The organism is Microbacterium sp. ZKA21 (assembly GCF_050434165.1).
Lineage (GTDB): Bacteria > Actinomycetota > Actinomycetes > Actinomycetales > Microbacteriaceae > Microbacterium.
Window position 1 is genome coordinate 104,463 of record NZ_JBNPVV010000001.1, and the last position, 24,250, is coordinate 128,712.

The following is a 24,250-nucleotide window of genomic DNA, read 5'->3' on the forward strand; positions in this document are numbered from 1 at the left end:
GTGATGTGTGTGTTCGCGGGCGGGTTGGGCCCGAGGGAATTACTTGGCGTCGGTGGCCGCAGCGTCCTCGGCAGCGGCCTCGGTGGACTCGGCCGGAACCTCGACGACCTCGGCCGGAGCCTCAGCGGTCTCGGCAGCGGCCTCGGCCGGAGCCTCGACGGTCTCAGCAGGAGCCTCAGCGGTCTCAGCCGGAGCTTCGAGGAGCTCGCGCTCCCAGTCAGCCAGCGGCTCAGCGTCGCCCGTCTCCGGGTTGTGCTTCTGCTGCAGGCCCTCGGCCGCGGCATCCGCGATGATGCGGGTGAGCAGCGAGACGGAGCGGATCGCGTCGTCGTTGCCGGGGATCGGGTACTGGAAGTCGTCCGGGTCGGCGTTGGTGTCGAGGATGCCGATCACCGGGATGCCGAGCTTCTTGGCCTCATCGATCGCGAGGTGCTCGCGCTTGGCGTCGACGACCCAGAGGGCGGACGGCGTCTTGGAGAGGTTGCGGATACCGCCCAGCGACTTGTGCAGCTTGTCGAGCTCGCGCTTCTTGAGCAGCAGCTCCTTCTTGGTGAAGCCCGAGGCGGCCGGGTTCTCGTAGTCGAGCTCCTCGAGCTCCTTCATACGGGCGAGACGCTTCGCGATCGTCTGGAAGTTCGTGAGCAGACCGCCGAGCCAGCGCTGGTTCACGAAGGGCTGGCCGACGCGGGTCGCCTGCTCGGCGAGGACTTCCTGCGCCTGCTTCTTGGTGCCGACGAAGAGGATGGTGCCGCCGTGCGCGACGGTCTCCTTGACGAAGTCGTACGCCTTGTCGATGTAGCCCAGCGACTGCTGGAGGTCGATGATGTGGATGCCGCTGCGCTCCGTGAGGATGAAGCGCTTGACCTTCGGGTTCCACCGACGGGTCTGGTGTCCGAAGTGCACGCCGCTGTCGAGCAGCTGGCGGATGGTGACCACAGCCATGGTCGTCTCCTTGTTCTGGCGCTCTCACGCCGTTGAGGTTCGTTACGACGATCGATCGATCGTCGAGCCTGGTGCCCGGCGCACACCCACCTGCTCATCGAGCAGGACCTGCGGGAGTGGATGCCGCGACCGAAGTCGCTCTGGGCACGCGTAGTCACCCCGGAATCGAGGTGCGAGGACCAGTGTACCCGATCGGACCGGTGCACTCGCCCTGCACAGGCCACTCGTTCCGCCGGTTCTACACGGATGCTGGGCCGAGCCATCCGCACCGATGCCCGGCGCGCGCACCATGGGATCATGTCCGCTCGTCCGCGTTCCCTGTTCCGCGCCGCAACCCTCGTCGCCGTCGTCGTCGGCATCCTCGGCGCCGCTCCGTCTTCCGGCGACGCGGATTGGCTCTGGCCGGTGGATGGCCCACGCACAGTGATCGAACCGTTCGCCGCCCCGGCGCACGAGTACGGCCCAGGGCACCGTGGCATCGACATCGCCGCGTCAGGCGATGTGCATGCCCCCGCCGATGGGGTCGTCGCCTTCGTCGGCACGGTCGTCGACCGGCTGCTCCTCACCATCGATCACGGGGGCGGCCTCGTCACGACTTTCGAGCCGGTGATCGCCTCCGTGTCGTCGGGCGCTGAGGTTTCGGCCGGAGACGTGATCGGGACCGTCTCGACGGGCGGCCATGCGTCATCCGGCGCACTCCACCTCGGGCTGCGGGTGCACGGCGCCTACGTCGATCCGATGATCATGTTCGGTCCGATCGAACGAGCGATCCTGCTGCCGTGCTGCGATCCGCTCTGAGGCGGCCGATCACGCCCGCGGATGCGCCAGCCGGTAGGACTCCGCCAGCCGTTCGGCCGAGACGTGCGTGTAGATCTGCGTCGTCCCCAGGCTCGCGTGCCCGAGGATCTCCTGCACCGCGCGCAGGTCCGCGCCGCCGTCGAGGAGGTGGGTGGCGGCGGAGTGGCGCAGAGCGTGGGGGCCGACGTTCTCGGCGCCCACGACCGGTCCGAGAGTTCGAGCGACCAGCGCGTACACGAGGCGGGGGCCGATCCGGCCGCCTCGCGGTGCGAGGAAGACCGCTGGTGAAGCCGCTTCGGCGCGTGCCGCGAACACGGGTCTCCCCCGCGTGATCCATGCGGAGATCGCCTCGCGCGCGGGTCGCCCGTAGGGGACGACCCGCTCTTTCGACCCCTTGCCGAGGACACGGGCCGTCGCACGGTCCTGATCGAGGTCGTCGATGTCCAGACCGCACAGTTCCGATACGCGCATGCCGGAGGCGTAGAGCAGTTCGAGGACCGCGTGGTCTCGCAGCGCGTCGGGGTCGCCCGTTGCAGCGAGGGATCGTTGTGCATCGAGCAGAACGCGCATGCCGTCGCGCGACGCGACCGTCGGAAGCGTACGGCCCAACTTGGGAGTGACCAGCCGCAGGCTCGGGTCGATCGAGATGAGTTCCTCGTCCTTCGCCCACGCGAAGAACGACCGGGCCGCTGCGGCTCGTCTCGCGAGCGTGCTCCGTGCGTCGCCGCGCTGGGTCGCCAGCCAGAGCCAATCCCGCAGCGCGTCCAGATCGATGTCCCGGATCGGGCCGTCCCCGACGGATGCCGCGAGATCGCGCAGATCGGAACGATAGGCGCGCACGGTCGCCGGCGACAATCGGCGAACCGTCGCAAGATGCGTCGCGAACGCCTCGGCTGCCGCGGTGAACTCCATGCCTCCAGGATGGCCCGATTCCGTGGTCGCGGTGGGTCGCCCCGCCGGTCTGCGGTCGCGACGTCGGCTTCGCGCGGCGCCGGTCTAGCGTCCGGCCTGCGCCTTCCTGAGCCAGCCGTCCTCGCGGCGCGATGTCACACCGTCGAGCTCCAGCATGCCCAGCAGACCCCGAACCCTGTCCACTCCCAATCCGGATCTGCGGGCGACCTCGTGGGGCGGCAGCGCTGTGCGCGTGCTCAGCGCGTCCAGGAGACGCGTCGTATCCGGATCGGCCCCCTCCTCGTCGGACGGGTCGACCGCAAGCTCCTCCCCCCAGAGCTCGCGCACCTCAGCCGCGGTCGTGACGCACCGTGCGTCGTACTCACGGAGCAGGCGATGACATCCTGCGGATGCAGCGCTCGTGACCGGCCCCGGAACCGCACCGAGCGGCCTGCCGAGCGACGCCGCATGCCCGGCAGTGTTCAGCGACCCGCTGCGCCATCCGGCCTCCACGACGACCGTCGCCTGCCCGAGCGCGGCGATCATCCGGTTGCGCGCCAGGAACCGCCACTTCGTCGGCGATGTGCCGCACGGCACCTCGGCGACGACCGCGCCGGCCTGGACGATGTGCTCGAAGAGCTGATGGTGGCCGACCGGATACGCACGGTCGATTCCGCCGGCGAGGAAGGCGACGGTCTTCCCGCCGACTCCGAGCGCCGCGCGATGCGCGGCACCGTCGATGCCGTAGGCGCCGCCGGAGACGACGAGTGCACCGCCGGCCGCGAGATCGCCGGCGAGGTCCGCTGTGACCGATTCGCCGTACGATGTGGCCGCGCGGGCGCCGACGAGCGAGACGGCGGGCTGGACGGTCAGACAGGCTGGATCGCCTCGGACCCACAGGAGCACCGGGGCGTGGACGCCGAGATCATCGAGTTCGGCGGGCCAGTTCGCTGCCCCGGGCACCAGCAGCCGGGCGCCGATCCCCGACGCGGCTGTGAGCGCATGACCCACGTCGTCGACGTGCGCTCGCGGACGCCATCTGGTGCGCCCTTGATGCAGCAGCTTCGATCCCCCAGCGCCACCGAGTGCGTCGACCGCGGCGGCCTCCGCGCGCGGCCGCTTCACCTCTCCCAGCGCTGCCGACAGCGCCTCCGGCGCTCCGAGCGCCTGGATCAGCGCACCGGCCACGCCGTCTCCCGGCTCGGCGATGACCGACCACGCCGCACGTGCGAGCGCCTCCTCCGCGTCGGCATCCGGCCGCAGCCTGGCGACCCGGTCTCGGAGGGCGGAGTCCCGGCTCAATCTCTCCATCATGTGATCAGTCCTCTCTTCAGGAACAGCGCTCGTCCGATCTCGTCGCGGCCAGGACGGTCGCGACCGGCGAGGTCGGCGATCGTCCACGCGATCCGCAGCACGCGGTCGTAACCGCGCAGCGTCAGCACGCCGCGCTCGAGCGCTCGATCCAGGGCCGCACGGTCCTCCGGCGGCAGCCGGTGCGCGCCCTGACGCAGCCAGGTCCCCGGGATGTCCGCGTTCACGCGCCACGGCGTGCCCGCCCAGCGCCGGGACGCGCGCGAACGCGCTTCGGCTACGCGCTGACGCGCGATGGCGGAGGTGAGAGCGGCGCGTTCGCCTGCCGTCGCCCGAGACGCGGCAACCCTGGTGACCTGGAGATCGATGTCGATCCGGTCGCGCAGCGGACCCGAAAGCCGTCCTGCGTAGCGTCGGATGGCGTTCGGCGGGCAGGTGCAATCGGCCCCGCGGACACCGTAGTTCCCGCAGGGGCATGGATTCATGGCGAGGATCAGCTGGAATCGCGCCGGGAACCGCGCGGTGAATCCTGCCCGCTGGATGTCGATGGATCCCGACTCCAGCGGCTGTCGCAGCGAATCGAGCGCCTGCCTGCTGAACTCCGCAGCCTCGTCGAGGAAGAGCAGACCACGATGCGCGCGCACGATGGCGCCGGGGCGGGCCACTCGAGAACCACCGCTGACCAGCGCCATCGACGATGCGCTGTGGTGCGGCGCTTCGAGCGGCGGCACGCGGTTCAGCGACAGCACCGGAAGCCCGGCCAGCGAACGGATGGATGCGACTTCGAGGGCCTCATCGTCGGTGAGCTCCGGCAGGATTCCCGGCATCCGGCGCGCGAGCATCGTCTTTCCCGCACCAGGCGGCCCGCTCAGCAGCACATGATGTCCACCGGCCGCGGCGGTCAGCAGCGCGTCCACGGCATCCTCCTGACCGATCACGTCGGACAGATCGACGTCGTCGTCCTGCTCATCCGCCACGGCGGGGGCGCCGATCGGCTCGACGTCCGGGATCTCGACGTCCGCGCCGTGCCACACGGCGACTTCGGCCAGCGTGGTGGCGGCTCGCACCTCGATGTCGGCCACGAGACGCGCCTCCTCCGCGTTCGCGTGCGGAACGACGACGTGCTCGAATCCGGCACGCTGTGCGGCGAACACGGATGGGAGCACTCCGGGAACTGGGCGGAGGCGCCCGTCCAGGCCGAGCTCACCGATGTGCACCGTGCGTGCGATGGATGCGGCATTCAGCGAGCCGCTCGTGGCCAGCGCGGAGACGGCGACGCCGAGGTCGAATGCCGACCCCTGCTTCGGCAGGCTCGCCGGCGAGAGGTTGACGGTCAGCCTTCGTGCGGAGAGCTCCAGCCCGGCGTTCTTGCACGCGTTGTGCACGCGCTGCGTCGCCTCCCCCAGCGATCGGTCGGCCAGACCGATGATCCGGAAGTCGGGCCGCTGGTTCGACAGATCGGCTTCGACCTCGACCATGTGTCCGTCGACGCCGGTCAGAGCGACGGCCCAGGTGCGGACGGCGGTCATCGCAGGTCCACCAGGTGCTCCAGCATCCCGTTGCGAGGATCCGGGCCGATGATCCCGACGGCCTCGAGCCGGACCCGGTAGCGGCCCGCCTTCTCCGGGTGCGCGTCGATCCAGGCGTGCGCGAGGCGCCAGAGCCGCCGCACCTTGCGGTCGTCGAGCGCCTCGAAGGGGTGCCCGAAGCGCAGGGACGTGCGCGTCTTGACCTCGATGACGCGGAGGACGCCGGCCTTCGCCGCGACGATGTCGATCTCACCGGCCGGGCATCGCCAGTTGCGGTCGAGCACGTCGTAGCCGCGCCCGCGCAGGTACGCCACCGCGCGCTCTTCACCCGCTCTGCCGAGATCGTCCTTCGCTGCCATGTCGACAGCGTCGTCCCACGCAGGGTGCTGCGTACCCGCTGAACCCGCGGAACCTACGACATCCGGGGGAAAGTCCGCTCAGCCGCCGCCCTGTGCAGGGCGAGTCACTTGCCGTCGAGCGACAGCTCCTCCGGCAGCTCGAACTCGCGGCGCTGCAGCTCCTCCACGTTGACGTCCTTGAACGTCAGCACGCGGACCGCCTTCACGAAGCGGTCGGCACGGTAGATGTCCCACACCCACACGTCGGTCATCGAGATCTCGAAGTAGAAGTCGTGCTCGGTGTCCCGCCGCACGACATTGACCTCGTTCGCGAGATAGAAGCGGCGCTCGGTCTCGACGACGTACTGGAACTGCGCGACGACATCCCGATACTCGCGGAACAGTGCGAGTTCGAGTTCGCGGTCGTAATCGTCGAAGGCTTCCTCATCCATGATGAGTCCATCCTACGAGGCCGCACGCGCACGCGGCGCACGATGCCGCCTGCCGGCGACCACGCCTCAGAACAGCGTCGGCGCGTCAGCGATCGCCCAGGACGACCGGTGCAGCGGCGACAGCCCGTGCTCGCGGATGGCGGACCGATGCTCCAGGCTGGCGTATCCCTTGTTGCGATCCCACTGATAGGCCGGATGCTCGTCGTGCAGCTGTGCCATCAGGGCATCGCGCGCGACCTTCGCGATCACCGAGGCCACGGAGACCGACGCGCAGTCCCGATCGGCCTTGATCACCGGCTGAACCCGAAGACGGGATGGGTGCACGGCCGAGACGTAGTCGTGGTTGCCGTCGAGGATCACGAGCGCACGGTCTGTCCGAACGCCCTGCTCCGAGATCGCCGACACCGCGCGTGAGGCGGCGAGACCGAGCGCACGCATGATGCCGACCTCATCGACTTCCGCCGCGCTCGCCCAGCCCAGCGCGGATGCCGGCACCCAGGCCGCTGCGCGCTGAGCGACGTCGGGGCGTCGTCGCTCGGTGATGAGCTTCGAGTCCCGCAGTCCGTCGGGGATCCGGCGACGTGCACCCGCGGCATCCATCACCGCGGCCCCGACCGTGACGGGACCGGCAAGCGCACCGCGCCCGACCTCGTCGAGGGCGATGACGAGCTCGTGCTCCTTGAGCAGTGCGCGCTCCAACCGCAGCGAGGGGGCGACGACGGTCATCATTGCGGGTCCGGTACCCCGTTGAAGACGTCGTAGTGACCGTCGATCAGGCCGATCCGGTCCAACGGCCACGTCGTCAGGAACGCCTTGCCGACGACGTTGTCGAGCGGGACGAACCCGCCGCTGGGCAGATCCTGGTGGGCTCTCGCGTCCTGCGACCGATCGCGGTTGTCGCCGAGCAGCCACAGCTGGCCCTCGGGCACGGTGACATCGAACGGCTCCTCCGACGCCAGCGTGTCCCCCTCCGGGAGATTCAGGTACGAGAGCTCGTCGATCGGCGCGCCGTTCACCGAGACCTGACCGAGTGCGTTGCAGCAGACGACATGGTCGCCCGGCAGGCCGATGAGGCGCTTCACCAGGTGATCCTGCGAGTCCGATGCCGAGACGCCCACGAACGTCAGGATGCCGTCGACGAACGCGATCAGGGGCGGCTGCGCGGGCTCTTGGGCGGCCGGCGGGAGCCACCCGCCCGGGTCCTTGAAGACGACGACGTCGCCGCGCTCGTACCCGGTCCAGCGCGGCGTGAGTTCGTCGACCAGGATGCGGTCGTTCACGAGCAGCGTCCGCTCCATGGACCCGGAGGGGATGTAGAACGAACGGACGACGAAGGTCTTCACAAGGAAGGACACGAGCGCCGCGATCACCACGATGATGAGGACGTCGCGCAGGAAGATCAGGAAGCCACGCCGCCGCTTCGGTTCCGGGGCCGGGGTGGACTCAGTCGTCATCGCATTCCTTCACGAGCTTCACGCCGGACATCGGTACGGCCTAACAAGCGTCGCACACCCTGGCCGAAAGAAAGCACCCCGGGACACGAGTGTCCCGGGGTGCTTCTCGAGGAGCGTGCGACTCAGTTGTCGCGCTTCTCCTTGATCTTCGCCTTCTTGCCGCGCAGGTTGCGCAGGTAGTAGAGCTTCGCGCGACGCACGTCACCGCGGGTGACGACCTCGATGTGGTCGATCACCGGCGAGTGCACCGGGAAGGTGCGCTCGACGCCCACCTGGAAGCTGATCTTGCGGACCGTGAAGGTCTCGCGGACGCCGTCGCCCTGGCGGCCGATGACGACGCCCTTGAAGACCTGGACGCGGGAGCGGGTGCCCTCGGTGATGTTCACGTGCACGTTGATCGTGTCACCGGGGAAGAACTCGGGGATGTCCGAGCGAAGCGAAGCCGCATCGACGGCGTCGAGGATCTGCATGATCGTCTACTCTCTGCATCCGCCACAGGTCGGGTGCAAGCTGGAAGGAATACGTTAGGTGTGTGCTGAACGGAACGCAGTGCGTCCGCGGGCTCCCCTGAGGCAGAGCCGATCACGGCACAAGGAACCATTCTGCCACGAATGTCCTGCGCCGCCAAAACGCGCTTCAGCGCTCGGAGTCCGGCTTCTCCCGGATGATGAACACCTCGGGGTCCGCAGGTTGCACGTCGGCGGCGTCCTCGGCGACGGGAGTGCGCCAGGATGTCGTGACCACCCGGATCCCGCCCGAGTCGCGGGCCTCGCGCCAGAGCTGCCACAGCGTCAGCCAGATCAGGCCGATACCGACGATGATCGCCAGTGTGAGCGCTGGTGCGAACCAGGACGGATAGAAGCCGACCGCGATCGTCAGCGCGTGCCACAGGGTGAAGCCGGCGACATCCCACCAGGACACCGCGCGGCTGAGGCGCACCGAGGGCCGTGATCGCACGAGCAGCGTCAGGATCAGCTGGCCGACGAAGACGGAGGGGATGCCGATGAAGAGGAACAGGAACGCCCAGCCCCCGCCGGAGAACATGCCCCAACCGATCAGCAGCCACAGCGGCAGCACGAACGCAGCAGGGATCAACCACCGGAAGAACGCCTCGCGCAACCACATGATGCGATCGTACGTCCGCCCGTGCCCGCCAGGCATGGTGTTCGCTGAGAGCGGGTGGAGCCCGGGCCCTCCCCGATCCGGGAGAATGGAGAGGACGAGAGGAACACCATGATCGAATTGCGCACTCCGGCCGAGATCGACGAGATGCGGGCCGCTGGGCGATTCGTCGCCGAGACCCTCGCCACGCTGCGTGACGACACGAAGATCGGCACGAACCTGCTGGACATCGACCGGCGCGCGCACGACATGATCCGCAAGGTCGGGGCCGAATCCTGCTACATCGACTACGCGCCCTCGTTCGGTCGCGGTCCGTTCGGCAAGGTCATCTGCACCTCCGTCAACGACGCCGTCCTGCACGGACTCCCCCACGACTACGTCCTGCGCGACGGCGACCTGGTGACGCTCGACTTCGCCGTCGCCGTCGACGGCTGGGTCGCGGATTCGGCGGTGTCCTTCGTGGTCGGGACCGCGCGCGAAGAGGATCTCCGCCTGATCGACACCACCGAGCGAGCGCTGGACGCCGCCATCGCCGCTTCGACCGTCGGCCATCGCATCGGCGACATCTCGGCATCGATCGCCGAGATCGCCTACGCCGAGGGCTACAGCATCAACACCGACTTCGGCGGCCACGGCGTCGGGCGCACGATGCACGGCGACCCGCACGTCGCCAACGACGGCCGTGCCGGGCGCGGCTTCCCGCTGCGCGCCGGCCTCGTGCTCGCGATCGAGCCGTGGTTCCTCGCCACGACCGACGAGCTCATCACCGATGCCGACGGCTGGACGCTGCGCAGCGCCGACGGCTCCCGCGGCGCGCACTCCGAGCACACGATCGCCATCACGGACGACGGACCGATCATCCTGACGGATCGTTCGTTCCTCGGCGTCGACTGAGCGGATCGCTCAGGCGTCCGGCAGCACGGCGCGCTCCCAGTCGGCGACGGGACCGGCGACGACCGTGAACAGCGGATGCGGCTCAGGCACGACCACGTCGACCCATTGAGCGCGGATCTCGGGGCTGCGGATGGCGAGCTTGGCCATCAGGTGCGACCATTCCCGCGCGAGTTGTCCATCGGTGACCTCGAGCGGCTGCGTGACCGCGCCGACGCGGACGATGCGCGTGCGATCGAATCGATAACCCCGGTCATCCGCCTCAGAAGCCACATCCTGCAGATAGCGCCCGATGTACGCGAGGGGGTCGGCGCTCGCACGGAACCTCGACAGCTGCGGATGCCGTGTGTAGCCGCGGGTCGTCCCGTTCAGCACCGCCTGCGCGAGCAGCGCCTCGCGCCAGCAGGCGGTCAGCCCCTGACGATCGAGATACCTCGGATGCAGAGACCAGATCCTCACGCGCCGATGCTATCGGAGAGTCTCCCGCGGTTCGGGAACGATGTGCCATTCTGGGCACATGATTCCGCGTGATCGTCATGTGCCGCAGCGGGCATATCTTGCCCGTCACGGCCAGACGACCTGGAATCTCGAGGGCCGACTGCAGGGCCAGCTCGACTCGCCGCTCACCTCCGACGGCATCGCTCAGGCGAAGGCCGCGGCCGAGAAGCTGGCCGGGTCGGGAATACGAACCGTGTGCACCAGCCCGCTGGGGCGGGCCGTCGCCACGTCGGTGATCATCGCGGAGCGTCTGGGTGCCTCGGTCGTGGAGATCGCGGATCTTGCGGAGGTCGATCACGGCGAGATGGCCGGCATGACCTGGGCCGAGATCGAGGCGGTCTTCCCCGGCGCACGCGCCGAGCGCGCCGAGAACCGCTACGGCTGGGCGTTCCCCGGAGGCGAGAGCTACGCACAGGCACGGCTGCGCGCGCGCCGTGCACTGAGCGAATGCGGCTGGTCTGCGGACGGGACGCCGTTGCTCGTCTCGCACGAGATGATCGGCCGGATGCTGCGGGCCGAGCTGCGCGGGCTCGACGCCGCTCAGGCGCTGTCGCTGCGGCATCCGCACGGTCTCGTGTTCGAGATCGACGGCCGGACCGAGCGCGTGGTCTGATTCCGCTCAGGCGGAGGCGTCGCCGAGGAGATCCGGACGACGCGTGCGCGTCCGCTCGAGCTGCTGCTCGCGCCGCCACGCCGCGATGGCGCCGTGGTTTCCGCTGAGCAGGATCGGGGGAACGTCGCGATCGCGCCAGGACGCCGGCTTCGTGTACGACGGATACTCCAGCAGTCCGTCCTCGTGCGATTCCTCGACGAGGCTCTCGGGGTTTCCGACCACGCCGGGGATCAGCCGGCCGATCGCCTCGATCATCGCCATCACGGCGACTTCTCCCCCGTTCAGCACGTAGTCGCCGAGGCTGACCAGACGGACCTCGCCGAGGTCAGCCGCGTACTCGAAGACGCGCTCGTCGATGCCCTCGTAACGCCCGCAGCCGAAGACGAGGTGCTCGCGAGTCGCGAGATCGCGCGCCGTGGCCTGCGTGAAGACCTCGCCGGCCGGCGAGGGGAAGATGATGGTCGGCCGGGCGTCGGATGCCGAGGCGCCGGTCAGTTCGTCGAGCGCGAGCCCCCACGGCTCCGGCTTCATGACCATGCCCGCGCCGCCCCCGTACGGGGTGTCGTCGACGGTGCGGTGCCGATCGCCGGTCCAGTCGCGGAGGTCCCGGATGCGGAGATCGATGATCCCGGCATCCTGCGCCTTGCCGAGCAGCGACAGCGTCAGCCCGTCGAAGTACGACGGGAAGATCGAGACGACGTCGAAGCGGTGTGCTGAGCCTGTCGAAGTGCGCACGTGATCAGGATAGGCGGGTCAGGATGCTTCGGTGGGCGGCTGCTCGTCGGCATCCGCCTCGGGAAGCTCTTCGAAGAGCCCGGCAGGAGGCGTGACGATCACGCGACCGGCCTCGATGTCGACGGTCGGGACGATCGCCGAGACGAACGGGACCATGATCTCGGTGTCGGCGTCCGCGCCGGTGGGACGCACGATGAGGAGGTCCTGGGCCGGGAGGTGCTCGATGCGCACGACGCGGCCGACGACCTGGTCATCGCGCACGACGTCCAGACCGGTGAGCTGGTGATCGTACCAGGCGTCGTCCTCGGGTTCCGCGTCGTCCTGGTCGATCCACAGGATGGCGCGCACGAGACCTTCAGCCGCCGTGCGGTCCTCGATGTCGTCGAAGAAGACGACCGAGTTGCCGTTCATCACCCGATACTCGCGGACGGTGATGGTCTTGCCGTGCCACGGAGATGCCTCGGGCACCTGCAACGTGAACTCTGCCCCCGTGACGAAGCGCGCCTCGGGATTGTCGGTGTACAGCTCGAGCTTGAGGGCGCCCTTGAGCCCGTGCGCCTTGACCAGACGGCCGACACGCAGCTGATTGCGTCCCTGGGCCTTGTCGTTCGTCGCCACGTCAGTCGTCCGCGACGTCGACGCGAACGCGACGCCCGTCGGCGAGGGCGGAGATCAGGGTGCGCAGTGCCTTGGCGGTGCGACCGCCGCGCCCGATCACGCGTCCACGGTCATCGGGATGCACACGCACCTCGAGCAGATCGCCTCGCGGCGACGTGGATTCGGTGATGCGGACGTCGTCCGGGTGATCGACGATCCCCTTGACGACGTGTTCGAGCGCGGCGGCCAGCACGGCGGATTATTCGGCGTCGGCGGCGGGGGCCTCAGCGGCCTCCGCGTCGGCAGCGGCGGGAGCCTCCTCAGCGGGGGCCTCCTTCTTCTCCGCCTTCGGCTTGACGACCGACTTCTTGGACGCGTCGACCTCGAACGCGGCCTTGGGCTCGGCGACCTTGAGGGTGGACTTCGCGTCCTTGTCGCCCTTGAAGGTTCCCCAGTCACCCGTGATCTTCAGCAGCGCGGTGACCTGCTCGGTCGGCTGCGCGCCGACGGAGAGCCAGTACTGCGCACGCTCGGAGTCGATCTCGATGAACGAGGGCTCCTCGGTGGGGTGGTACTTGCCGATCTCCTCGATGACACGACCATCGCGCTTGGTGCGCGAGTCGGCGACGACGATGCGGTAGTACGGCGCGCGGATCTTGCCCAGGCGCTTGAGACGAATCTTGACAGCCACGATTCTCCTGAATTGTGTGAAGGAAGTTTGAACCGATCGCCTGGAGAGTGGGGTGCACACCCGGCGGAAGCTCTGCGGGAGGACGTTCTCGCTGGATAGAGGGTCGAGCGAGCCGTCCGACCTTCTATTCTGCCAGATCCGCCCGCCAGGCGCGAAACGTGATGTGACTCCGCGCGTCGATCGGCCGGGGCGGCCGTGTCAGACTGTGCTCGTGACCGTCGCTTTCGCCGAATCCGCTCGCTCCACGGTGGGGCTGGAGTGGGAGATCATGCTCGCCGATCCGGACTCCGGCGACCTCGTCGGGCGTGCGCCCGAACTGCTCTCCGCGCTCGAGGAGGAGAGCGAGAGCGAACGGCACACGGTCACGGGCGAGCTGCTGACCAACACGATCGAGGTGACCAGCGGCATCGGCACCTCGGTGGCGCACGCGGTCGACGACATCGCGGCCGCGATCGCCGCAGTGCGCGCCGCCACGGACCCTGCGGGGGTCGAGCTGCTCTCGGCGGGCAGTCACCCGTTCGCGCAGTGGTACGACCAGCAGGTCACCGACAAGACCCGGTACCACACGCTCATCGAGCGCACCCAGTGGTGGGGGCGCAACATGATGATCTGGGGCATCCACGTGCACATCGGGGTCGAGGACCGCGACAAGGTGTTCCCGATCATCGGCGCGCTGACCGGGTATCTCCCCCATCTGCAGGCGCTGGCCGCGTCGAGTCCGTTCTGGGCGGGAGAGCGCACCGGGTACGCGTCGAACAGGGCCCTGGTGTTCCAGCAGCTGCCGACAGCCGGACTCCCCTGGGCGCTGCACAGCTGGACGGAGTTCGAGAGCTATCTGGACGACATGGTGCGCACCGGTGTCATGGCGGATGCGACCGAGGTGCGCTGGGACATCCGGCCGGCACCGCGCTGGGGCACGATCGAGGTGCGCGCCTGCGACGGCCTGTCGACGCTCGCCGAACTCGCATCGGTGGCGGCTGTCGTCCAGGTGCTCGTGGAGCACTTCTCCCGGCTGCTGGATGCCGGCGAGCGACTGCCGATCATGCCGGCGTGGTTCCACCGCGAGAACAAGTGGCGCGCAGCCCGTTACGGCCTCGACACCGAGTTGATCGTCGACGCGGACGGCACGCAGGTTCCGGTGCGCGAGCACGTCTCGGCTCTCCTCGCGGATCTCGCTCCGGTCGCCGTCGATCTCGGGTGCGCTGCAGAGTTCGCTCGAGCGGGATCGATCCTCACCGGTGGTGCGAGCTACGAACGTCAGATCGCGGTCGCCGAGGCATCCGATGGTGATCTGCGCGACGTCGTCCGCCACCTGATCCGCGAGTTCCGTTCCGGCCCGGAGTCGTCGATCGCCTGACGCCTGCCGGATCTCAGGCGTCGACCCAGTCGAACGTGCGGGTGACGGCCTTGCGCCAGTGCGCGAGACGGTCCGCGCGATCGACCTCGTCGATGCCCGGCTCGAAGCGGGCATCCTCATGCCACATCGCACGCAGCTCGTCGAGGTCTTTCCAGACGCCGACGGCGAGCCCGGCCGCGTAGGCCGCGCCGAGCGCGGTGGTCTCGATGATCGCCGGACGGACGACGGGGATGCCGAGCACATCCGCCTGGAACTGCAGCAGCGTGGCGTTAGCCGCCATGCCGCCGTCCACGCGCATCTCCGACAGCGCCATGCCGGTATCGGCCGCCACGGCATCCACGACCTCGCGCGTCTGGAACGCGACCGCCTCCAGCGCCGCCCGTGCGATATGCCCCTTGTTCGCGAAGCGGGTGAGGCCGAGGATCGCCCCGCGGGCATCCGGGCGCCAGTACGGGGCGAACAGCCCGGAGAAGGCCGGGACGATGTAGACGCCGCCGTTGTCCTCGACGGTGAGCGCGAGCTCTTCGACCTCGGGCGATCGCGAGATGATCCCGAGATTGTCCCGCAGCCACTGCACGAGCGAACCGGTGACCGCGATCGAGCCCTCGAGCGCGTATCGCGGTGCCGCATCGCCGAGACGGTAGGCGACCGTGGTGATCAGTCCGTTGTCGCTGGCGATGATCTCCTCGCCCGTGCCGACGATGAGGAAGTTCCCGGTGCCGTAGGTGTTCTTCGACTCCCCTGCCTCGAACGCGACCTGCCCGAACGTCGCCGCCTGCTGGTCGCCGAGGATCGCCGCGATCGGCACGCCGTCGAGGGCTGTGCCCACCGCAGTTCCGTACACCTCCGATGACGATCGGATCTCCGGCAGCATCGCTCGTGGCACATCGAACGCGCTCAGCAGCTCGTCATCCCAGTCGAGCGTGCGCAGATCCATCAGGAGGGTGCGGCTCGCGTTCGTCGCATCGGTGGCGTGCACGCCGCCGTCGACGCCGCCCGTGAGATTCCACAGCAGCCAGGTGTCCGGGGTGCCGAACAGCAGGTCGCCCGCCTCGGCGCGCTCGCGCGCGCCCTCGACGTTGTCGAGGATCCAGCTGATCTTGGATGCCGAGAAGTAGGTCGCCAGCGGCAGACCGGTCTTCTCGGCGAATCGGCGCACCCCGCCGTCCGCGGCGAGATCATCGATGAAGCGCTGCGTGCGGGTGTCCTGCCACACGATGGCGTTGCACACCGGCTCGCCCGTGCGGCGGTCCCATACGACCACCGTCTCGCGCTGGTTGGTGATGCCGATCCCGGCGACGTCCTCGGCCGACAGCTTCGCGCGCTGAAGAGCGGTCTCGATCACGGCCTGTGCGTTGCGCCAGATCTCGGTCGGGTCGTGCTCGACCCGGCCGGCCTCCGGCAGGATCTGCTCGTGCTCGAGCTGGCCGCTGGAGACGATCTCGCCTCGGGCGTCGAAGACGATGGCCCGCGTACTGGTTGTGCCCTGATCGATGGCGACGATGTGCATGTCGGTCGTGTTCCCCCGCGTCGTGACGGCGATGTCCGTATCGACGACAGCCTAGGAGATGCCTGCGCGTCCCGACGCCCGCCGTGCACGAACGTGCATCAGCGATCGATGAGGTGCTCCGCCAGATGCTCGTCCAGCACCAGATCGGTCACGAGGCCCGTGGCGATCGCTCCGCGCAGACTCGCGAGCTTCTGCGCACCGGAGACGACGCAGATCCGTCGCGCGACGCGACCCAGTACGCCGAACGCTGGCCCTGTCGCGCGAGCGTTGAGCTCGATGTCCTCCCACGTGCCGTCCTGCCGGTAGAAGACGGTCGCGATATCCCCGACCACGTTCTCCTCGCGAAGGCTTCGATAGTCGTCCCGGCTGAGGTATCCGCCGATGTACACGCGGCTGGGCACCTCCGCGAACGGCGAGCCCAGCCCGAACAGCGCCACGTCGGCACGGGCCTGCAGGTCGAGCACCCGTCGCATGCTCCGCTCGCGCCACATCGCCTCCTTCGTCAGCGGGTCGTCGAAGAACGCGGGAACCGGGAACTGCTGGATGCCGGAGCCGAACGCCTGCCCGAAGCGCTGCAGGATCTCACTGGCGTAGTCGACGCCGGTCGTGAACGTGTTGCCGGCGCCGTTGAGCTGCACGACGGTGGTGTTGTGCGTCTCCTTGCGCGGAAGGCGGCGGCTGATCGCGTCCAGCGTCGACCCCCACCCGATGCCGAGCGTCATGTTCGAGTCGAAGTAGAGCGGCAGCAGTCGGGCAGCGCTCATGGCGACGCGTTCGAACCGCTCCACGTCGGAGAGGTTCCTCGGGGTCGGAACGACATGCGCGGCGATGCCGAATCGCGCACGGATCTCCTCTTCGAGCAGCAGCTCCTGCCCCTGCGGCTGATGAATCTGGATCTCGACCAGCCCGGTCTCCCTCGCGTGGCTGAGCAGTCGAGAGATCGAGGACCGGGAAGTGCCGAGTTCGCGGGCGATGGCATCCATCGTCATGTCCTGCAGGTAGTACATCTGCGCGGCCCGCAGGGCGGAAGCGGCACGTGGATCCCCGATACCCGTCGCGTTCATATCGTCCTCCTGCACGTATGTGCACTCCGCTTGCGCAGGCGTGCCGATGCGCCAAGGATATAGCGTGAAGGTCTGGGAGGGCACACGATGAGCGAGACGGTTCGAGAGCGCGACGAGGTCGCGGCGGCACGGGAGAACGGCCGCACGAGCGTGCTCATCATCGGCGCCGGAATCAATGGCATCTCCACGTTCCGGGATCTCGCGATGCAGGGCGTCGACGTGCTGCTCGTCGAGCGCGACGACTTCGCGGGTGGCGCCACCGCAGCGTCCAGTCACATGATCCATGGCGGCATCCGCTATCTCGAGAACGGCGAGTTCCGACTCGTCAAGGAATCCGTGCAGGAGCGCAACGGACTTCTGAAGACCGCTCCGCACTACGTCAAGCCGCTCGAGACCACGATTCCGATCTACTCCACGTTCTCCGGCATCCTCGCCGCTCCCCTCCGCTTCCTGACGCACAAGCAGGGCAGGCCCACCGAGCGGGGCGCCTTCCTCATCAAGGCGGGGCTCACCCTCTACGACACGTTCTCCCGCGACGGCGGATCCGTGCCGCGGCACCGCTTCCACGGGCGGCGCAAGTCGCTCGCCGCGCTGCCGCAGCTCGACCCGGACATCAAGTACACCGCCACGTACTACGACGCCTCGGTGCACGACCCCGAGCGCCTCGCGCTGGACGTCCTCCGCGACGGCGAGGCCGCGCACGCCGGTGCGCGTGCGCTGAACTACGTGGAGGCGGTCGGCCTCGATGTCGACGGTGTCCTGCTGCGCGACCGCGAGACCGGGAGCGAATTCCGGATCGCCGCCGATGTCGTCGTGAACGCATCGGGTCCGTGGACCGATCTGACCAATCAGGCGCTCGGCACCGCGACGACGTTCATGGGCGGCACGAAGGGATCGCATATCGTTCTCGACCACCCGGAGCTGCTGGCCGCGACAGGCGGACGTGAGATCTTCTTCGAGCACGAGGACGGACGCATCGTCCTCATCTATCCCCTGAAGGATCGCGTCCTCGTCGGCACCACCGACATCGAAGCCAACCCGCGTGAGCCCGCGCGCTGCACGGAGGAAGAGGTCGACTACTTCTTCGCCCTGATCGCCCATGTGTTTCCCACGATCGCGGTCGATCGTTCGCAGATCGTGTACCGGTACTCCGGCATCCGCCCGCTTCCGCACCACGACGACGAAGCACCAGGGTTCGTCTCCCGCGACTACCGGATCGAGCGGCGACAGGATGCCGGGATGCCGGCGGTGCTCAGTCTCGTCGGCGGCAAGTGGACGACGTTCCGGGCCCTCGGCGAGACCCTGGCCGATCGCGTGCTGGCCGAGCTCGGTCGCGATCGGGTGATCGGCACGAGAGGGGTGCGGATCGGCGGCGGCAACGGCTACCCCCGGACGCCGCGGCGCCGGATCGAATGGCTGCGGCAGAACGTCGGCGACAGTGCCAGGGGCCGGGTCCTGTTCGCGCGCTACGGGACCCGCGCCGCCGAGGTCGCCGACTTCCTCGCGGTCGAGAACGATGAGCCGCTGCTGGGCGACGCGCTGTCGACGCGGGAGCTGGCCTGGATGGTCGGGCACGAGAAGGTGCGCCACGTCGGCGACGTCGTCTTCCGTCGCACGAGCCTCGCGTTCACCGGCGACGCGGATGCCGAGGCGATCCGCGTGATCGCCGACGCTCTCGCACCGCTGCTGGAGTGGGACTCGGTGCGCACGGATGCCGAGGTCGATGAGACGCTCGCGACGCTGCGCGAGGCGCACGGCGTCGACGCGGAGACCGCGTCGGCCCTGTGACCTCGAGGGCTCAGCTCTTGCCGAACAGCTTCTGGATCTCGGCGAGATCGGCTTCGCTCGGAGCGGCCTGACCGCCGCCGAGCCCGAAGCCGGAACCGGTGGGCTGACCGATCGGAGCGCCGGCGTTCTCGGCCGCGCGCTTCGCCGGGTTCCCTGACCGCGACGGCCCCTTGGACTTGCCGCCCTTCTTGCCGCGCTTCGCCGATGCGCCGGTGCGGCCCATGCCCGGCATCGGTCCCATGCCCGGGATCTGCGGCGTGCCGCCGCGGGCGACCGTCTTCATCATCTTCGCTGCCTGCTCGAAGCGCTGCACGAGCTGGTTGACGTCGGTGACGGTCATGCCCGAACCGCGCGCGATGCGCAGGCGGCGCGAACCGTTGAGGACCTTCGGATTGCGACGCTCCCCCGGTGTCATCGAACGGATGATGGCCTCGGTGCGGTCGATCTCGCGCTCGTCGAAGTCGTCCAGCTGCTGCTTCATCTGACCCATGCCCGGGAGCATCCCGAGCATCTTCTTCATCGAGCCCATCTTCTTCATCTGCTGAAGCTGCTCGAGGAAGTCCTCGAGCGTGAAGGCCTCGTTCGCGAGCTTCTCGGCGACCTTCATCGCCTCTTCCTCGTCGAACGCCTGCTGCGCCTGCTCGATGAGGGTCAGGACGTCGCCGAGGTCGAGGATGCGGCTCGCCATGCGGTCGGGGTGGAAGGCCTCGAGATCGTCGAGTCCTTCTCCGGTCGACGCGAAGATGATCGGGCGCCCGGTGACCGAGGCCACAGACAGAGCGGCACCGCCACGGGCATCGCCGTCGAGCTTGGACAGCACGACGCCGGTGAAATCGACGCCCTCCTGGAACGCCTTGGCCGTGTTCACGGCATCCTGACCGATCATCGCGTCGATGACGAACAGGACCTCGTCGGGGTTCGTGGCCTTGCGGATGTCCGCCGCCTGCTTCATCAGTTCGGCGTCGACGCCGAGGCGTCCGGCGGTGTCGATGATGACCACGTCGTGCAGCTGACGCCGGGCGTACTCGACGCCGTCGCGCGAGACCTTCACCGGGTCGCCGACGCCGTTGCCCGGCTCGGGGGCGTAGATCGTGGCGCCGGCCTGCTCTGCGACGACCTGCAGCTGGTTCACGGCGTTCGGTCGCTGGAGGTCGGCTGCGACGAGGAGCGGGGTGTGCCCGTCCTTCTCGAGCATCTTCGCGAGCTTGCCCGCGAAGGTGGTCTTGCCCGAACCCTGGAGCCCCGCCAGCATGATCACGGTGGGCGGCGTCTTGGCGAACTCGAGTCGTCGCTGCTCGCCGCCGAGGATGCCGACGAGCTCCTCGTTGACGATCTGCACGACCTGCTGCGCCGGGTTCAGGGCCTTGTTGACCTCGTCGCCGAGCGCGCGCTCACGGACCTTCGCGGTGAATTCCTTGACGACGACGAGGGCGACGTCGGCATCCAGCAGGGCGCGACGGATCTCGCGGACTGTGCCGTCGACATCGGCGGCTGTCAGCTTTCCCTTCGTGCGCAGGTTGCGGAAGGTCTCGGTGAGCCGATCGGAGAGCGTGCCAAAGGTAGCCATGGTGCTCTCGATTCTACGCGAGCGGAGCGTCCACGCTCAGCGCGGCCCGCAGGTGCTCCTTCGCTCGCTGGTAACGGCCTCGGGCAGTGGATGTCGGGATGCCGAGCAGCTCTGCGGCATCCGTCAGACTCAGCCGGTCCCAGTGCACGAGTCGGACGAGTTCGGCGAGGTCCGGTTCGAGGCGATCGATCGCGTCGCGGACTTCGGATCCGGCGTCCGCGGCCGGTGCGGCGAGGTCCCGGCCCGCGTGACCTCGGATGCGGTCGGCCAGCGCCCAACGGCGACGCTCGCCGCGGGCATGGTTCTGCAGCGTGCCGCGGGCGATCCCGAACAGCCACATCCTCGCGCGTTCTGCGTCGTCCGGCAGCTTCCGCACGTGGCGCCAGGCGGCGACCATCGTCTCGCCGAGCAGATCAGGGGCGTCGTCGGCGTTCGTTCGGCGTGCGAGGTAGGTGAGCAGATCGGTTGCGGACGCCTCGAACGCGGCGATCAACGCGGCGTCGGCGGTCACTGCGTCGCGCATTTGACACCGCCATCCGAGCTGAACACCCAGTCGCCTTCGGGGTAGCCGGCCTGCGCGAGATGCGCCGCCATGGCGGCGCGCACCGCACGGTCGACGGCGAAGGCCTCGACATCGTCGGCATCCGGTGCGCGGTCGGCGAGGGCGGCGTCGGCGAGCCAGCCATCGGCACCGATCACGATCGTCATGCCCACCTCGTGCTGCTCGGTGAGGATCCGCTCCGCCTGGTTGCGCGCCGTCTCGAGGTCGATGCTCGCCTGCAGATCGACGGAGCGCAGCCACTGCGTCGCTTCGGCCTGGACGGCTGCAGCCGCATCCCGATCCGGGCTCGGGTCATCCGGCTGCTGCGCGACGGGCTCGACTACGAGGCGGACCTCGCAAGCACGTCCGCTGGGGACCTCGAAGGCGAACGACGTATCGGGGTTCTGCAGGTTGTCCGGCCAGGTGATGATGCCTGCCGCGACGGCCACTCCCCCGCCGCCGAGAACGAGTGCGAGGGCAGAGACGGCTGCGAGCCCCGCCTTCGTCCTCCGTCGCGGTCGGCTCGGCGGGGCCTGCGTCCGCGCTTCGAGCACCATTGCTCTGACGTCGCTCGGCGCGATCGTTTGCGCTGTCGGCGCCGAAGCATCCAGCAGGTCATCCATCTGATCCCTGGTCATGAGTTCCTCCTCGAAGCGGGTTCACTCATGACATGTCCGGCAGCGGACGTTTCGTCCGCGCGGAGGTCAGATCGCCCAGGGCAGGTCGTGGATCGTGCCGAGCGCATCCAGCAGCACGGACTCCACGGACAGCTGTCCTGCGCCCTGCTCCGCCCACACCCGCAACGACGACAGCACGGCGGCCGCGTGCGCGGCGCCGAGGATGTCGGCCCTGATCACGTCGATGCCCGATGCCCGCGCGGACTCCGAGACCGCCGAAGCCAGCTGTGCGAGCCGCAGGCCGGTCTCGCCGACGAGCTCGTCATCGAGCCCCATGGCCGCCGAATTGCGCAGTGCGAGCGCAAGCGGATCCGGGGCGAAGCCGTGCACGACCAGGAGCAGGATGCCGCGCACGGCGTCGCCGTCGGCATCCGGTCCGAGCGCACGGAGTGAGGCGACCGCCTGATCGATGCGCTCATCGATGCCCGACCAGAGCACGTCGCTCTTCGACGAGAAGTAGTTGAAGAAGCTGGAGCGGCTGACCCCGGCGCGACGAGTGATGTCGGCGATCGACGTCGCCTCATAGCCCTGCTCGAGGAACAGCTCGCACGCTGCCTCGGCGAGGGTCTCCCGAGACGAGGCGCGCGGGCGCCCTGCACGGCTGTCGGTGGTCATCTCTTCACCGTACCGCGTGCCGGCCCGCACCTCTGCGCGAGAAGAGGCGTATTGTTGGACCGCATCCAACAACAGATGAAGGACGAGCATGCTCGATATCCAGATCGCCGGACTCGACCCCGAGTACGTTCCCTATCTCGACGGCTGGGACCTGCAGCGGCGCATCCACGCCGATGTCGTGTCCGGTGCCCGCCCCGACACGCTCATCCTGCTCGAGCACGAGGCCGTGTACACAGCAGGCAAGCGCACCGAAGCCCAGGAACGGCCGCAGGACGGCACGCCGGTCGTCGACGTCGACCGCGGCGGCAAGATCACCTGGCACGGCCCCGGTCAGCTGGTCGGCTATCCGATCGTGCGCCTGCCAGAGCCGATGGATGTCGTCGCCCACGTGCGGCGACTCGAGCGCCTCCTCATCGATGTGCTGCGCCCGCTGGGCGTCGACGGCTACCAGGTCGAGGGCCGCAGCGGCGTCTGGGTGCGTCGACCGCTCAGCGAGGACAAGGTCGCCGCGATCGGCGTGCGCGTCCAGCAGGGCGTCACGATGCACGGCTTCGCGATCAACTGCGACAACACCCTCGCCGGATTCCGGGGCATCATCCCGTGCGGGATCACGGATGCCGGAGTCACGACCGTCAGCGAGGTGACCGGTGCGGACGTCTCCCCCGTCGACATCGCCGACCGGGTCACCGCAGCGTTCACGGCCGAGTACGCGGGGGTGACGGCATGAGCGCCGCAGCACCCGACGGGCGCAAGCTCCTGCGCCTTGAGATCCGCAACGCCGAGACGCCGATCGAGCGCAAGCCGGAGTGGATCAAGACCAAGGCGAAGCTGGGGCCCGAGTACCAGGCGCTGCACGCTCTCGTGAAGGACGAGGGCCTGCACACCGTCTGCCAGGAAGCCGGCTGCCCCAACATCTTCGAATGCTGGGAGGACAAGGAGGCCACGTTCCTCATCGGCGGATCGCAGTGCACGCGGCGCTGCGACTTCTGCCAGATCGACACCGGCAAGCCGGACGCCTACGACACCGATGAGCCGCGTCGCGTCGCCGAGAGCGTCCACCAGATGGGTCTGCGCTACGCGACCGTCACGAGCGTCGCACGTGACGACCTCCCCGACACCGGGGCGTGGTTGAACGCCGAGACCGTCCGGAAGATCCACGAGCTGAACCCGAACACGGGAGTCGAGCTGCTCGCGAACGAGCACAACGCCGACCCAGCCTTCCTCGGCCAGATCTTCGACGCGCGCCCAGAGGTGTTCGCGCACAACGTCGAGACCGTTCCGCGCATCTTCAAGCGGATCCGCCCCGCGTTCAAGTACGAGCGCTCCCTGAATGTCCTCACGCAGGGTCGGGATGCCGGACTCATCACGAAGTCCAACCTGATCCTCGGCATGGGCGAGGAGCCGGAGGAGGTCGTCCAGGCGCTGCAGGACCTGCACGACGCCGGGTGCGACATCATCACGATCACGCAGTACCTGCGTCCGACGCCTCGGCACCTGCCGGTGGCGCGCTGGGTGAAGCCGGCGGAGTTCGTCGAGTTCAAGGAGGAGGCCGAGCGCATCGGATTCCTCGGGGTGCTCGCGGGCCCCCTGGTGCGTTCGTCGTACCGCGCCGGACGCCTGTGGGCGCAGTCGATGGTGTCCAAGGGCCGAGAGATCCCGCCGCACCTCGCGCACATCGCGGAGAGCGCCGACCTGGGCTTCGCTCAGGCCGTGTGATCTGCTCAGCGGACGGGTGGGCGCGCTAGTCCGCGCTCATCACCGACTGGACCGTGCCGTCCGAGGCCAGGTTCACCAGCAGCACGTCATCGGTGTCGTCGGCATCCAGTGCGTACTCGAGCACCGCGAACGGCTCCGAACCGCCATGCTCGTCCGCGAGGATCGTCATGCTCATCAGCCGCAGCGAACGGATGATGTCGACCGCTGCATCGCCGGAGACGTCCACCAGGACGTCCGTCAGCTCCTCGCCGTAGGCCTCCTGCTGCTGCAGGATGTACTCGGTCACCTCGCTGGTGCGGTCATCCACTTCGGCGAGCATGCCGCGGCGCGCCGTGGCGTCGACATCCTCCAGGCCAGAGATGAGGGCGGCTGCGATGTCGAGCGCGTCAGGCGAGACATCATCCTGGTCGGGCGCGGTGAGGTCGACGGTGACCGACTGGTCGCCCAAGTCGACGGTTTCCGACCAGAAGATCGATCCGTCGGGGCCCGAGGACAGGAGCCCGAAGTAGTCGTGTTCGATCGCCATACCGCTATGAAACCAGTCCCCGCGCGC

The 24,250-nt window shown here is 68.7% G+C and carries 29 protein-coding genes; 7 read left to right on the top strand and 22 right to left on the bottom strand.

Annotation, left to right across the window (positions count from 1 at the left end):
* Positions 1 to 39: 39 nt before the first annotated feature.
* Entirely contained in the window at positions 40 to 942 is a 903-nt protein-coding gene (gene rpsB, locus M2317_RS00585) for a 30S ribosomal protein S2 (RefSeq protein WP_429456336.1), read from the bottom strand.
* A gap of 297 nt (positions 943 to 1,239) precedes the next feature.
* Between rpsB and M2317_RS00590 the strand changes: the two genes are divergently transcribed.
* Positions 1,240 to 1,740, top strand: coding sequence for a murein hydrolase activator EnvC family protein (locus tag M2317_RS00590; RefSeq protein WP_429456337.1), 501 nt, complete (start codon positions 1,240 to 1,242; stop codon positions 1,738 to 1,740).
* Between the two features lie 9 nt (positions 1,741 to 1,749).
* On the opposite strand, the gene M2317_RS00595 is transcribed toward M2317_RS00590, so the two are convergent.
* The 9 genes from M2317_RS00595 to M2317_RS00635 all read right to left on the bottom strand — a co-directional run bounded on the left by M2317_RS00595 (position 1,750) and on the right by M2317_RS00635 (position 8,840).
* Positions 1,750 to 2,652 carry a tyrosine-type recombinase/integrase gene (locus M2317_RS00595; protein ID WP_429456339.1) on the bottom strand — a complete coding sequence of 301 codons (903 nt, stop codon included), beginning with the start codon at positions 2,650 to 2,652 and terminating at the stop codon, positions 1,750 to 1,752.
* An 84-nt stretch (positions 2,653 to 2,736) separates the two neighbouring features.
* Positions 2,737 to 3,945: a DNA-processing protein DprA gene (dprA, locus tag M2317_RS00600; protein ID WP_429456341.1), complete on the bottom strand. Its 1,209-nt coding sequence runs from the start codon at positions 3,943 to 3,945 to the stop codon at positions 2,737 to 2,739.
* A complete protein-coding gene (locus M2317_RS00605) occupies positions 3,942 to 5,471 on the bottom strand; it encodes a YifB family Mg chelatase-like AAA ATPase (protein ID WP_429456343.1) in 1,530 nt (509 codons plus the stop codon). The genes dprA and M2317_RS00605 overlap by 4 nt, the downstream gene beginning before the upstream one ends.
* On the bottom strand, positions 5,468 to 5,830 hold the full coding sequence (locus M2317_RS00610; RefSeq protein WP_429456345.1) for a YraN family protein: 363 nt from the start codon (positions 5,828 to 5,830) through the stop codon (positions 5,468 to 5,470). Before M2317_RS00610 ends, M2317_RS00605 begins: the two co-directional genes overlap by 4 nt.
* Positions 5,831 to 5,934: 104 nt before the next feature.
* On the bottom strand, positions 5,935 to 6,261 hold the full coding sequence (locus tag M2317_RS00615; RefSeq protein WP_406250040.1) for a DUF2469 family protein: 327 nt from the start codon (positions 6,259 to 6,261) through the stop codon (positions 5,935 to 5,937).
* A 66-nt stretch (positions 6,262 to 6,327) separates the two neighbouring features.
* Positions 6,328 to 6,987: a ribonuclease HII gene (locus tag M2317_RS00620; protein WP_429457623.1), complete on the bottom strand. Its 660-nt coding sequence runs from the start codon at positions 6,985 to 6,987 to the stop codon at positions 6,328 to 6,330.
* A complete protein-coding gene (gene lepB / locus M2317_RS00625) occupies positions 6,987 to 7,715 on the bottom strand; it encodes a signal peptidase I (RefSeq protein ID WP_429456347.1) in 729 nt (242 codons plus the stop codon). The genes M2317_RS00620 and lepB overlap by 1 nt, the downstream gene beginning before the upstream one ends.
* A gap of 122 nt (positions 7,716 to 7,837) precedes the next feature.
* Positions 7,838 to 8,185 carry a 50S ribosomal protein L19 gene (rplS, locus tag M2317_RS00630; RefSeq protein WP_429456348.1) on the bottom strand — a complete coding sequence of 116 codons (348 nt, stop codon included), beginning with the start codon at positions 8,183 to 8,185 and terminating at the stop codon, positions 7,838 to 7,840.
* 166 nt (positions 8,186 to 8,351) lie between these two features.
* Positions 8,352 to 8,840 carry an MFS transporter permease gene (locus M2317_RS00635; protein WP_429456350.1) on the bottom strand — a complete coding sequence of 163 codons (489 nt, stop codon included), beginning with the start codon at positions 8,838 to 8,840 and terminating at the stop codon, positions 8,352 to 8,354.
* 108 nt (positions 8,841 to 8,948) lie between these two features.
* Between M2317_RS00635 and map the strand changes: the two genes are divergently transcribed.
* On the top strand, positions 8,949 to 9,731 hold the full coding sequence (gene map / locus M2317_RS00640; RefSeq protein WP_429456351.1) for a type I methionyl aminopeptidase: 783 nt from the start codon (positions 8,949 to 8,951) through the stop codon (positions 9,729 to 9,731).
* A gap of 9 nt (positions 9,732 to 9,740) precedes the next feature.
* On the opposite strand, the gene M2317_RS00645 is transcribed toward map, so the two are convergent.
* Positions 9,741 to 10,187 carry a pyrimidine dimer DNA glycosylase/endonuclease V gene (locus M2317_RS00645; RefSeq protein WP_429456353.1) on the bottom strand — a complete coding sequence of 149 codons (447 nt, stop codon included), beginning with the start codon at positions 10,185 to 10,187 and terminating at the stop codon, positions 9,741 to 9,743.
* Positions 10,188 to 10,245: 58 nt separating this feature from the next.
* On the opposite strand from M2317_RS00645, the gene M2317_RS00650 reads away from it, so the two are divergent.
* Positions 10,246 to 10,839: a histidine phosphatase family protein gene (locus M2317_RS00650; protein ID WP_429456355.1), complete on the top strand. Its 594-nt coding sequence runs from the start codon at positions 10,246 to 10,248 to the stop codon at positions 10,837 to 10,839.
* Positions 10,840 to 10,845: 6 nt separating this feature from the next.
* On the opposite strand, the gene trmD is transcribed toward M2317_RS00650, so the two are convergent.
* The 4 genes from trmD to rpsP are packed head-to-tail and all read right to left on the bottom strand — an operon-like array spanning position 10,846 to position 12,862.
* Positions 10,846 to 11,574 (bottom strand): tRNA (guanosine(37)-N1)-methyltransferase TrmD, encoded by a 729-nt coding sequence (gene trmD / locus M2317_RS00655; protein WP_429456357.1) that lies wholly within the window; start codon positions 11,572 to 11,574, stop codon positions 10,846 to 10,848.
* 18 nt (positions 11,575 to 11,592) lie between these two features.
* Positions 11,593 to 12,192: a ribosome maturation factor RimM gene (gene rimM / locus M2317_RS00660; RefSeq protein ID WP_429456359.1), complete on the bottom strand. Its 600-nt coding sequence runs from the start codon at positions 12,190 to 12,192 to the stop codon at positions 11,593 to 11,595.
* 1 nt (position 12,193) lies between these two features.
* On the bottom strand, positions 12,194 to 12,424 hold the full coding sequence (locus M2317_RS00665) for an RNA-binding protein (RefSeq protein WP_264157661.1): 231 nt from the start codon (positions 12,422 to 12,424) through the stop codon (positions 12,194 to 12,196).
* Between the two features lie 6 nt (positions 12,425 to 12,430).
* On the bottom strand, positions 12,431 to 12,862 hold the full coding sequence (rpsP, locus tag M2317_RS00670) for a 30S ribosomal protein S16 (RefSeq protein WP_429456361.1): 432 nt from the start codon (positions 12,860 to 12,862) through the stop codon (positions 12,431 to 12,433).
* Between the two features lie 211 nt (positions 12,863 to 13,073).
* On the opposite strand from rpsP, the gene M2317_RS00675 reads away from it, so the two are divergent.
* On the top strand, positions 13,074 to 14,219 hold the full coding sequence (locus M2317_RS00675; protein WP_429456363.1) for a glutamate--cysteine ligase: 1,146 nt from the start codon (positions 13,074 to 13,076) through the stop codon (positions 14,217 to 14,219).
* A gap of 13 nt (positions 14,220 to 14,232) precedes the next feature.
* On the opposite strand, the gene glpK is transcribed toward M2317_RS00675, so the two are convergent.
* Positions 14,233 to 15,729 (bottom strand): glycerol kinase GlpK, encoded by a 1,497-nt coding sequence (gene glpK / locus M2317_RS00680; protein ID WP_429456364.1) that lies wholly within the window; start codon positions 15,727 to 15,729, stop codon positions 14,233 to 14,235.
* A gap of 98 nt (positions 15,730 to 15,827) precedes the next feature.
* A complete protein-coding gene (locus tag M2317_RS00685) occupies positions 15,828 to 16,793 on the bottom strand; it encodes a sugar-binding transcriptional regulator (protein WP_429456366.1) in 966 nt (321 codons plus the stop codon).
* An 87-nt stretch (positions 16,794 to 16,880) separates the two neighbouring features.
* On the opposite strand from M2317_RS00685, the gene M2317_RS00690 reads away from it, so the two are divergent.
* Positions 16,881 to 18,581: an FAD-dependent oxidoreductase gene (locus tag M2317_RS00690; protein WP_429456368.1), complete on the top strand. Its 1,701-nt coding sequence runs from the start codon at positions 16,881 to 16,883 to the stop codon at positions 18,579 to 18,581.
* A 10-nt stretch (positions 18,582 to 18,591) separates the two neighbouring features.
* Here M2317_RS00690 and ffh read toward each other — a convergent pair whose 3' ends face one another.
* The 4 genes from ffh to M2317_RS00710 form a co-directional block, all read right to left on the bottom strand.
* Positions 18,592 to 20,148: a signal recognition particle protein gene (gene ffh / locus M2317_RS00695; protein ID WP_429456370.1), complete on the bottom strand. Its 1,557-nt coding sequence runs from the start codon at positions 20,146 to 20,148 to the stop codon at positions 18,592 to 18,594.
* Between the two features lie 13 nt (positions 20,149 to 20,161).
* Positions 20,162 to 20,671 (bottom strand): RNA polymerase sigma factor, encoded by a 510-nt coding sequence (locus M2317_RS00700; protein WP_429456372.1) that lies wholly within the window; start codon positions 20,669 to 20,671, stop codon positions 20,162 to 20,164.
* Entirely contained in the window at positions 20,656 to 21,327 is a 672-nt protein-coding gene (locus M2317_RS00705) for a hypothetical protein (RefSeq protein ID WP_429456374.1), read from the bottom strand. The genes M2317_RS00700 and M2317_RS00705 overlap by 16 nt, the downstream gene beginning before the upstream one ends.
* 66 nt (positions 21,328 to 21,393) lie before the next feature.
* Positions 21,394 to 21,981, bottom strand: coding sequence for a TetR/AcrR family transcriptional regulator (locus tag M2317_RS00710; RefSeq protein ID WP_429456376.1), 588 nt, complete (start codon positions 21,979 to 21,981; stop codon positions 21,394 to 21,396).
* 88 nt (positions 21,982 to 22,069) lie between these two features.
* On the opposite strand from M2317_RS00710, the gene lipB reads away from it, so the two are divergent.
* Together lipB and lipA are read left to right on the top strand one after the other, a co-directional pair.
* A complete protein-coding gene (lipB, locus tag M2317_RS00715; RefSeq protein ID WP_429456378.1) occupies positions 22,070 to 22,708 on the top strand; it encodes a lipoyl(octanoyl) transferase LipB in 639 nt (212 codons plus the stop codon).
* Complete coding sequence (gene lipA / locus M2317_RS00720; RefSeq protein ID WP_429456380.1) at positions 22,705 to 23,697, top strand: lipoyl synthase; 993 nt, start codon at positions 22,705 to 22,707, stop codon at positions 23,695 to 23,697. Before lipB ends, lipA begins: the two co-directional genes overlap by 4 nt.
* 25 nt (positions 23,698 to 23,722) lie before the next feature.
* On the opposite strand, the gene M2317_RS00725 is transcribed toward lipA, so the two are convergent.
* A complete protein-coding gene (locus M2317_RS00725) occupies positions 23,723 to 24,223 on the bottom strand; it encodes a DUF2004 domain-containing protein (RefSeq protein WP_429456381.1) in 501 nt (166 codons plus the stop codon).
* Between the last annotated feature and the right edge of the window lie 27 nt (positions 24,224 to 24,250).

Excerpts from the sequence above, each read along its gene's own strand:
- M2317_RS00725 (WP_429456381.1), bottom strand. The coding sequence starts at position 24,223 with ATGGCGATCGAACACGACTACTTCGGGCTCCTGTCCTCGGGCCCCGAC.
- M2317_RS00690 (WP_429456368.1), top strand. The coding sequence starts at position 16,881 with ATGAGCGAGACGGTTCGAGAGCGCGACGAGGTCGCGGCGGCACGGGAG.
- M2317_RS00710 (WP_429456376.1), bottom strand. The coding sequence starts at position 21,981 with ATGACCACCGACAGCCGTGCAGGGCGCCCGCGCGCCTCGTCTCGGGAG.
- M2317_RS00620 (WP_429457623.1), bottom strand. The coding sequence starts at position 6,987 with ATGACCGTCGTCGCCCCCTCGCTGCGGTTGGAGCGCGCACTGCTCAAG.
- ffh (WP_429456370.1), bottom strand. The coding sequence starts at position 20,148 with ATGGCTACCTTTGGCACGCTCTCCGATCGGCTCACCGAGACCTTCCGC.
- M2317_RS00605 (WP_429456343.1), bottom strand. The coding sequence starts at position 5,471 with ATGACCGCCGTCCGCACCTGGGCCGTCGCTCTGACCGGCGTCGACGGA.
- lipA (WP_429456380.1), top strand. The coding sequence starts at position 22,705 with ATGAGCGCCGCAGCACCCGACGGGCGCAAGCTCCTGCGCCTTGAGATC.
- M2317_RS00635 (WP_429456350.1), bottom strand. The coding sequence starts at position 8,840 with ATGTGGTTGCGCGAGGCGTTCTTCCGGTGGTTGATCCCTGCTGCGTTC.
- M2317_RS00650 (WP_429456355.1), top strand. The coding sequence starts at position 10,246 with ATGATTCCGCGTGATCGTCATGTGCCGCAGCGGGCATATCTTGCCCGT.
- M2317_RS00685 (WP_429456366.1), bottom strand. The coding sequence starts at position 16,793 with ATGAACGCGACGGGTATCGGGGATCCACGTGCCGCTTCCGCCCTGCGG.
- M2317_RS00595 (WP_429456339.1), bottom strand. The coding sequence starts at position 2,652 with ATGGAGTTCACCGCGGCAGCCGAGGCGTTCGCGACGCATCTTGCGACG.
- glpK (WP_429456364.1), bottom strand. The coding sequence starts at position 15,729 with ATGCACATCGTCGCCATCGATCAGGGCACAACCAGTACGCGGGCCATC.
- M2317_RS00700 (WP_429456372.1), bottom strand. The coding sequence starts at position 20,671 with ATGCGCGACGCAGTGACCGCCGACGCCGCGTTGATCGCCGCGTTCGAG.
- M2317_RS00615 (WP_406250040.1), bottom strand. The coding sequence starts at position 6,261 with ATGGATGAGGAAGCCTTCGACGATTACGACCGCGAACTCGAACTCGCA.
- rplS (WP_429456348.1), bottom strand. The coding sequence starts at position 8,185 with ATGCAGATCCTCGACGCCGTCGATGCGGCTTCGCTTCGCTCGGACATC.
- lipB (WP_429456378.1), top strand. The coding sequence starts at position 22,070 with ATGCTCGATATCCAGATCGCCGGACTCGACCCCGAGTACGTTCCCTAT.
- M2317_RS00590 (WP_429456337.1), top strand. The coding sequence starts at position 1,240 with ATGTCCGCTCGTCCGCGTTCCCTGTTCCGCGCCGCAACCCTCGTCGCC.
- map (WP_429456351.1), top strand. The coding sequence starts at position 8,949 with ATGATCGAATTGCGCACTCCGGCCGAGATCGACGAGATGCGGGCCGCT.
- dprA (WP_429456341.1), bottom strand. The coding sequence starts at position 3,945 with ATGATGGAGAGATTGAGCCGGGACTCCGCCCTCCGAGACCGGGTCGCC.
- lepB (WP_429456347.1), bottom strand. The coding sequence starts at position 7,715 with ATGACGACTGAGTCCACCCCGGCCCCGGAACCGAAGCGGCGGCGTGGC.
- rpsB (WP_429456336.1), bottom strand. The coding sequence starts at position 942 with ATGGCTGTGGTCACCATCCGCCAGCTGCTCGACAGCGGCGTGCACTTC.
- M2317_RS00610 (WP_429456345.1), bottom strand. The coding sequence starts at position 5,830 with ATGGCAGCGAAGGACGATCTCGGCAGAGCGGGTGAAGAGCGCGCGGTG.
- M2317_RS00705 (WP_429456374.1), bottom strand. The coding sequence starts at position 21,327 with ATGACCAGGGATCAGATGGATGACCTGCTGGATGCTTCGGCGCCGACA.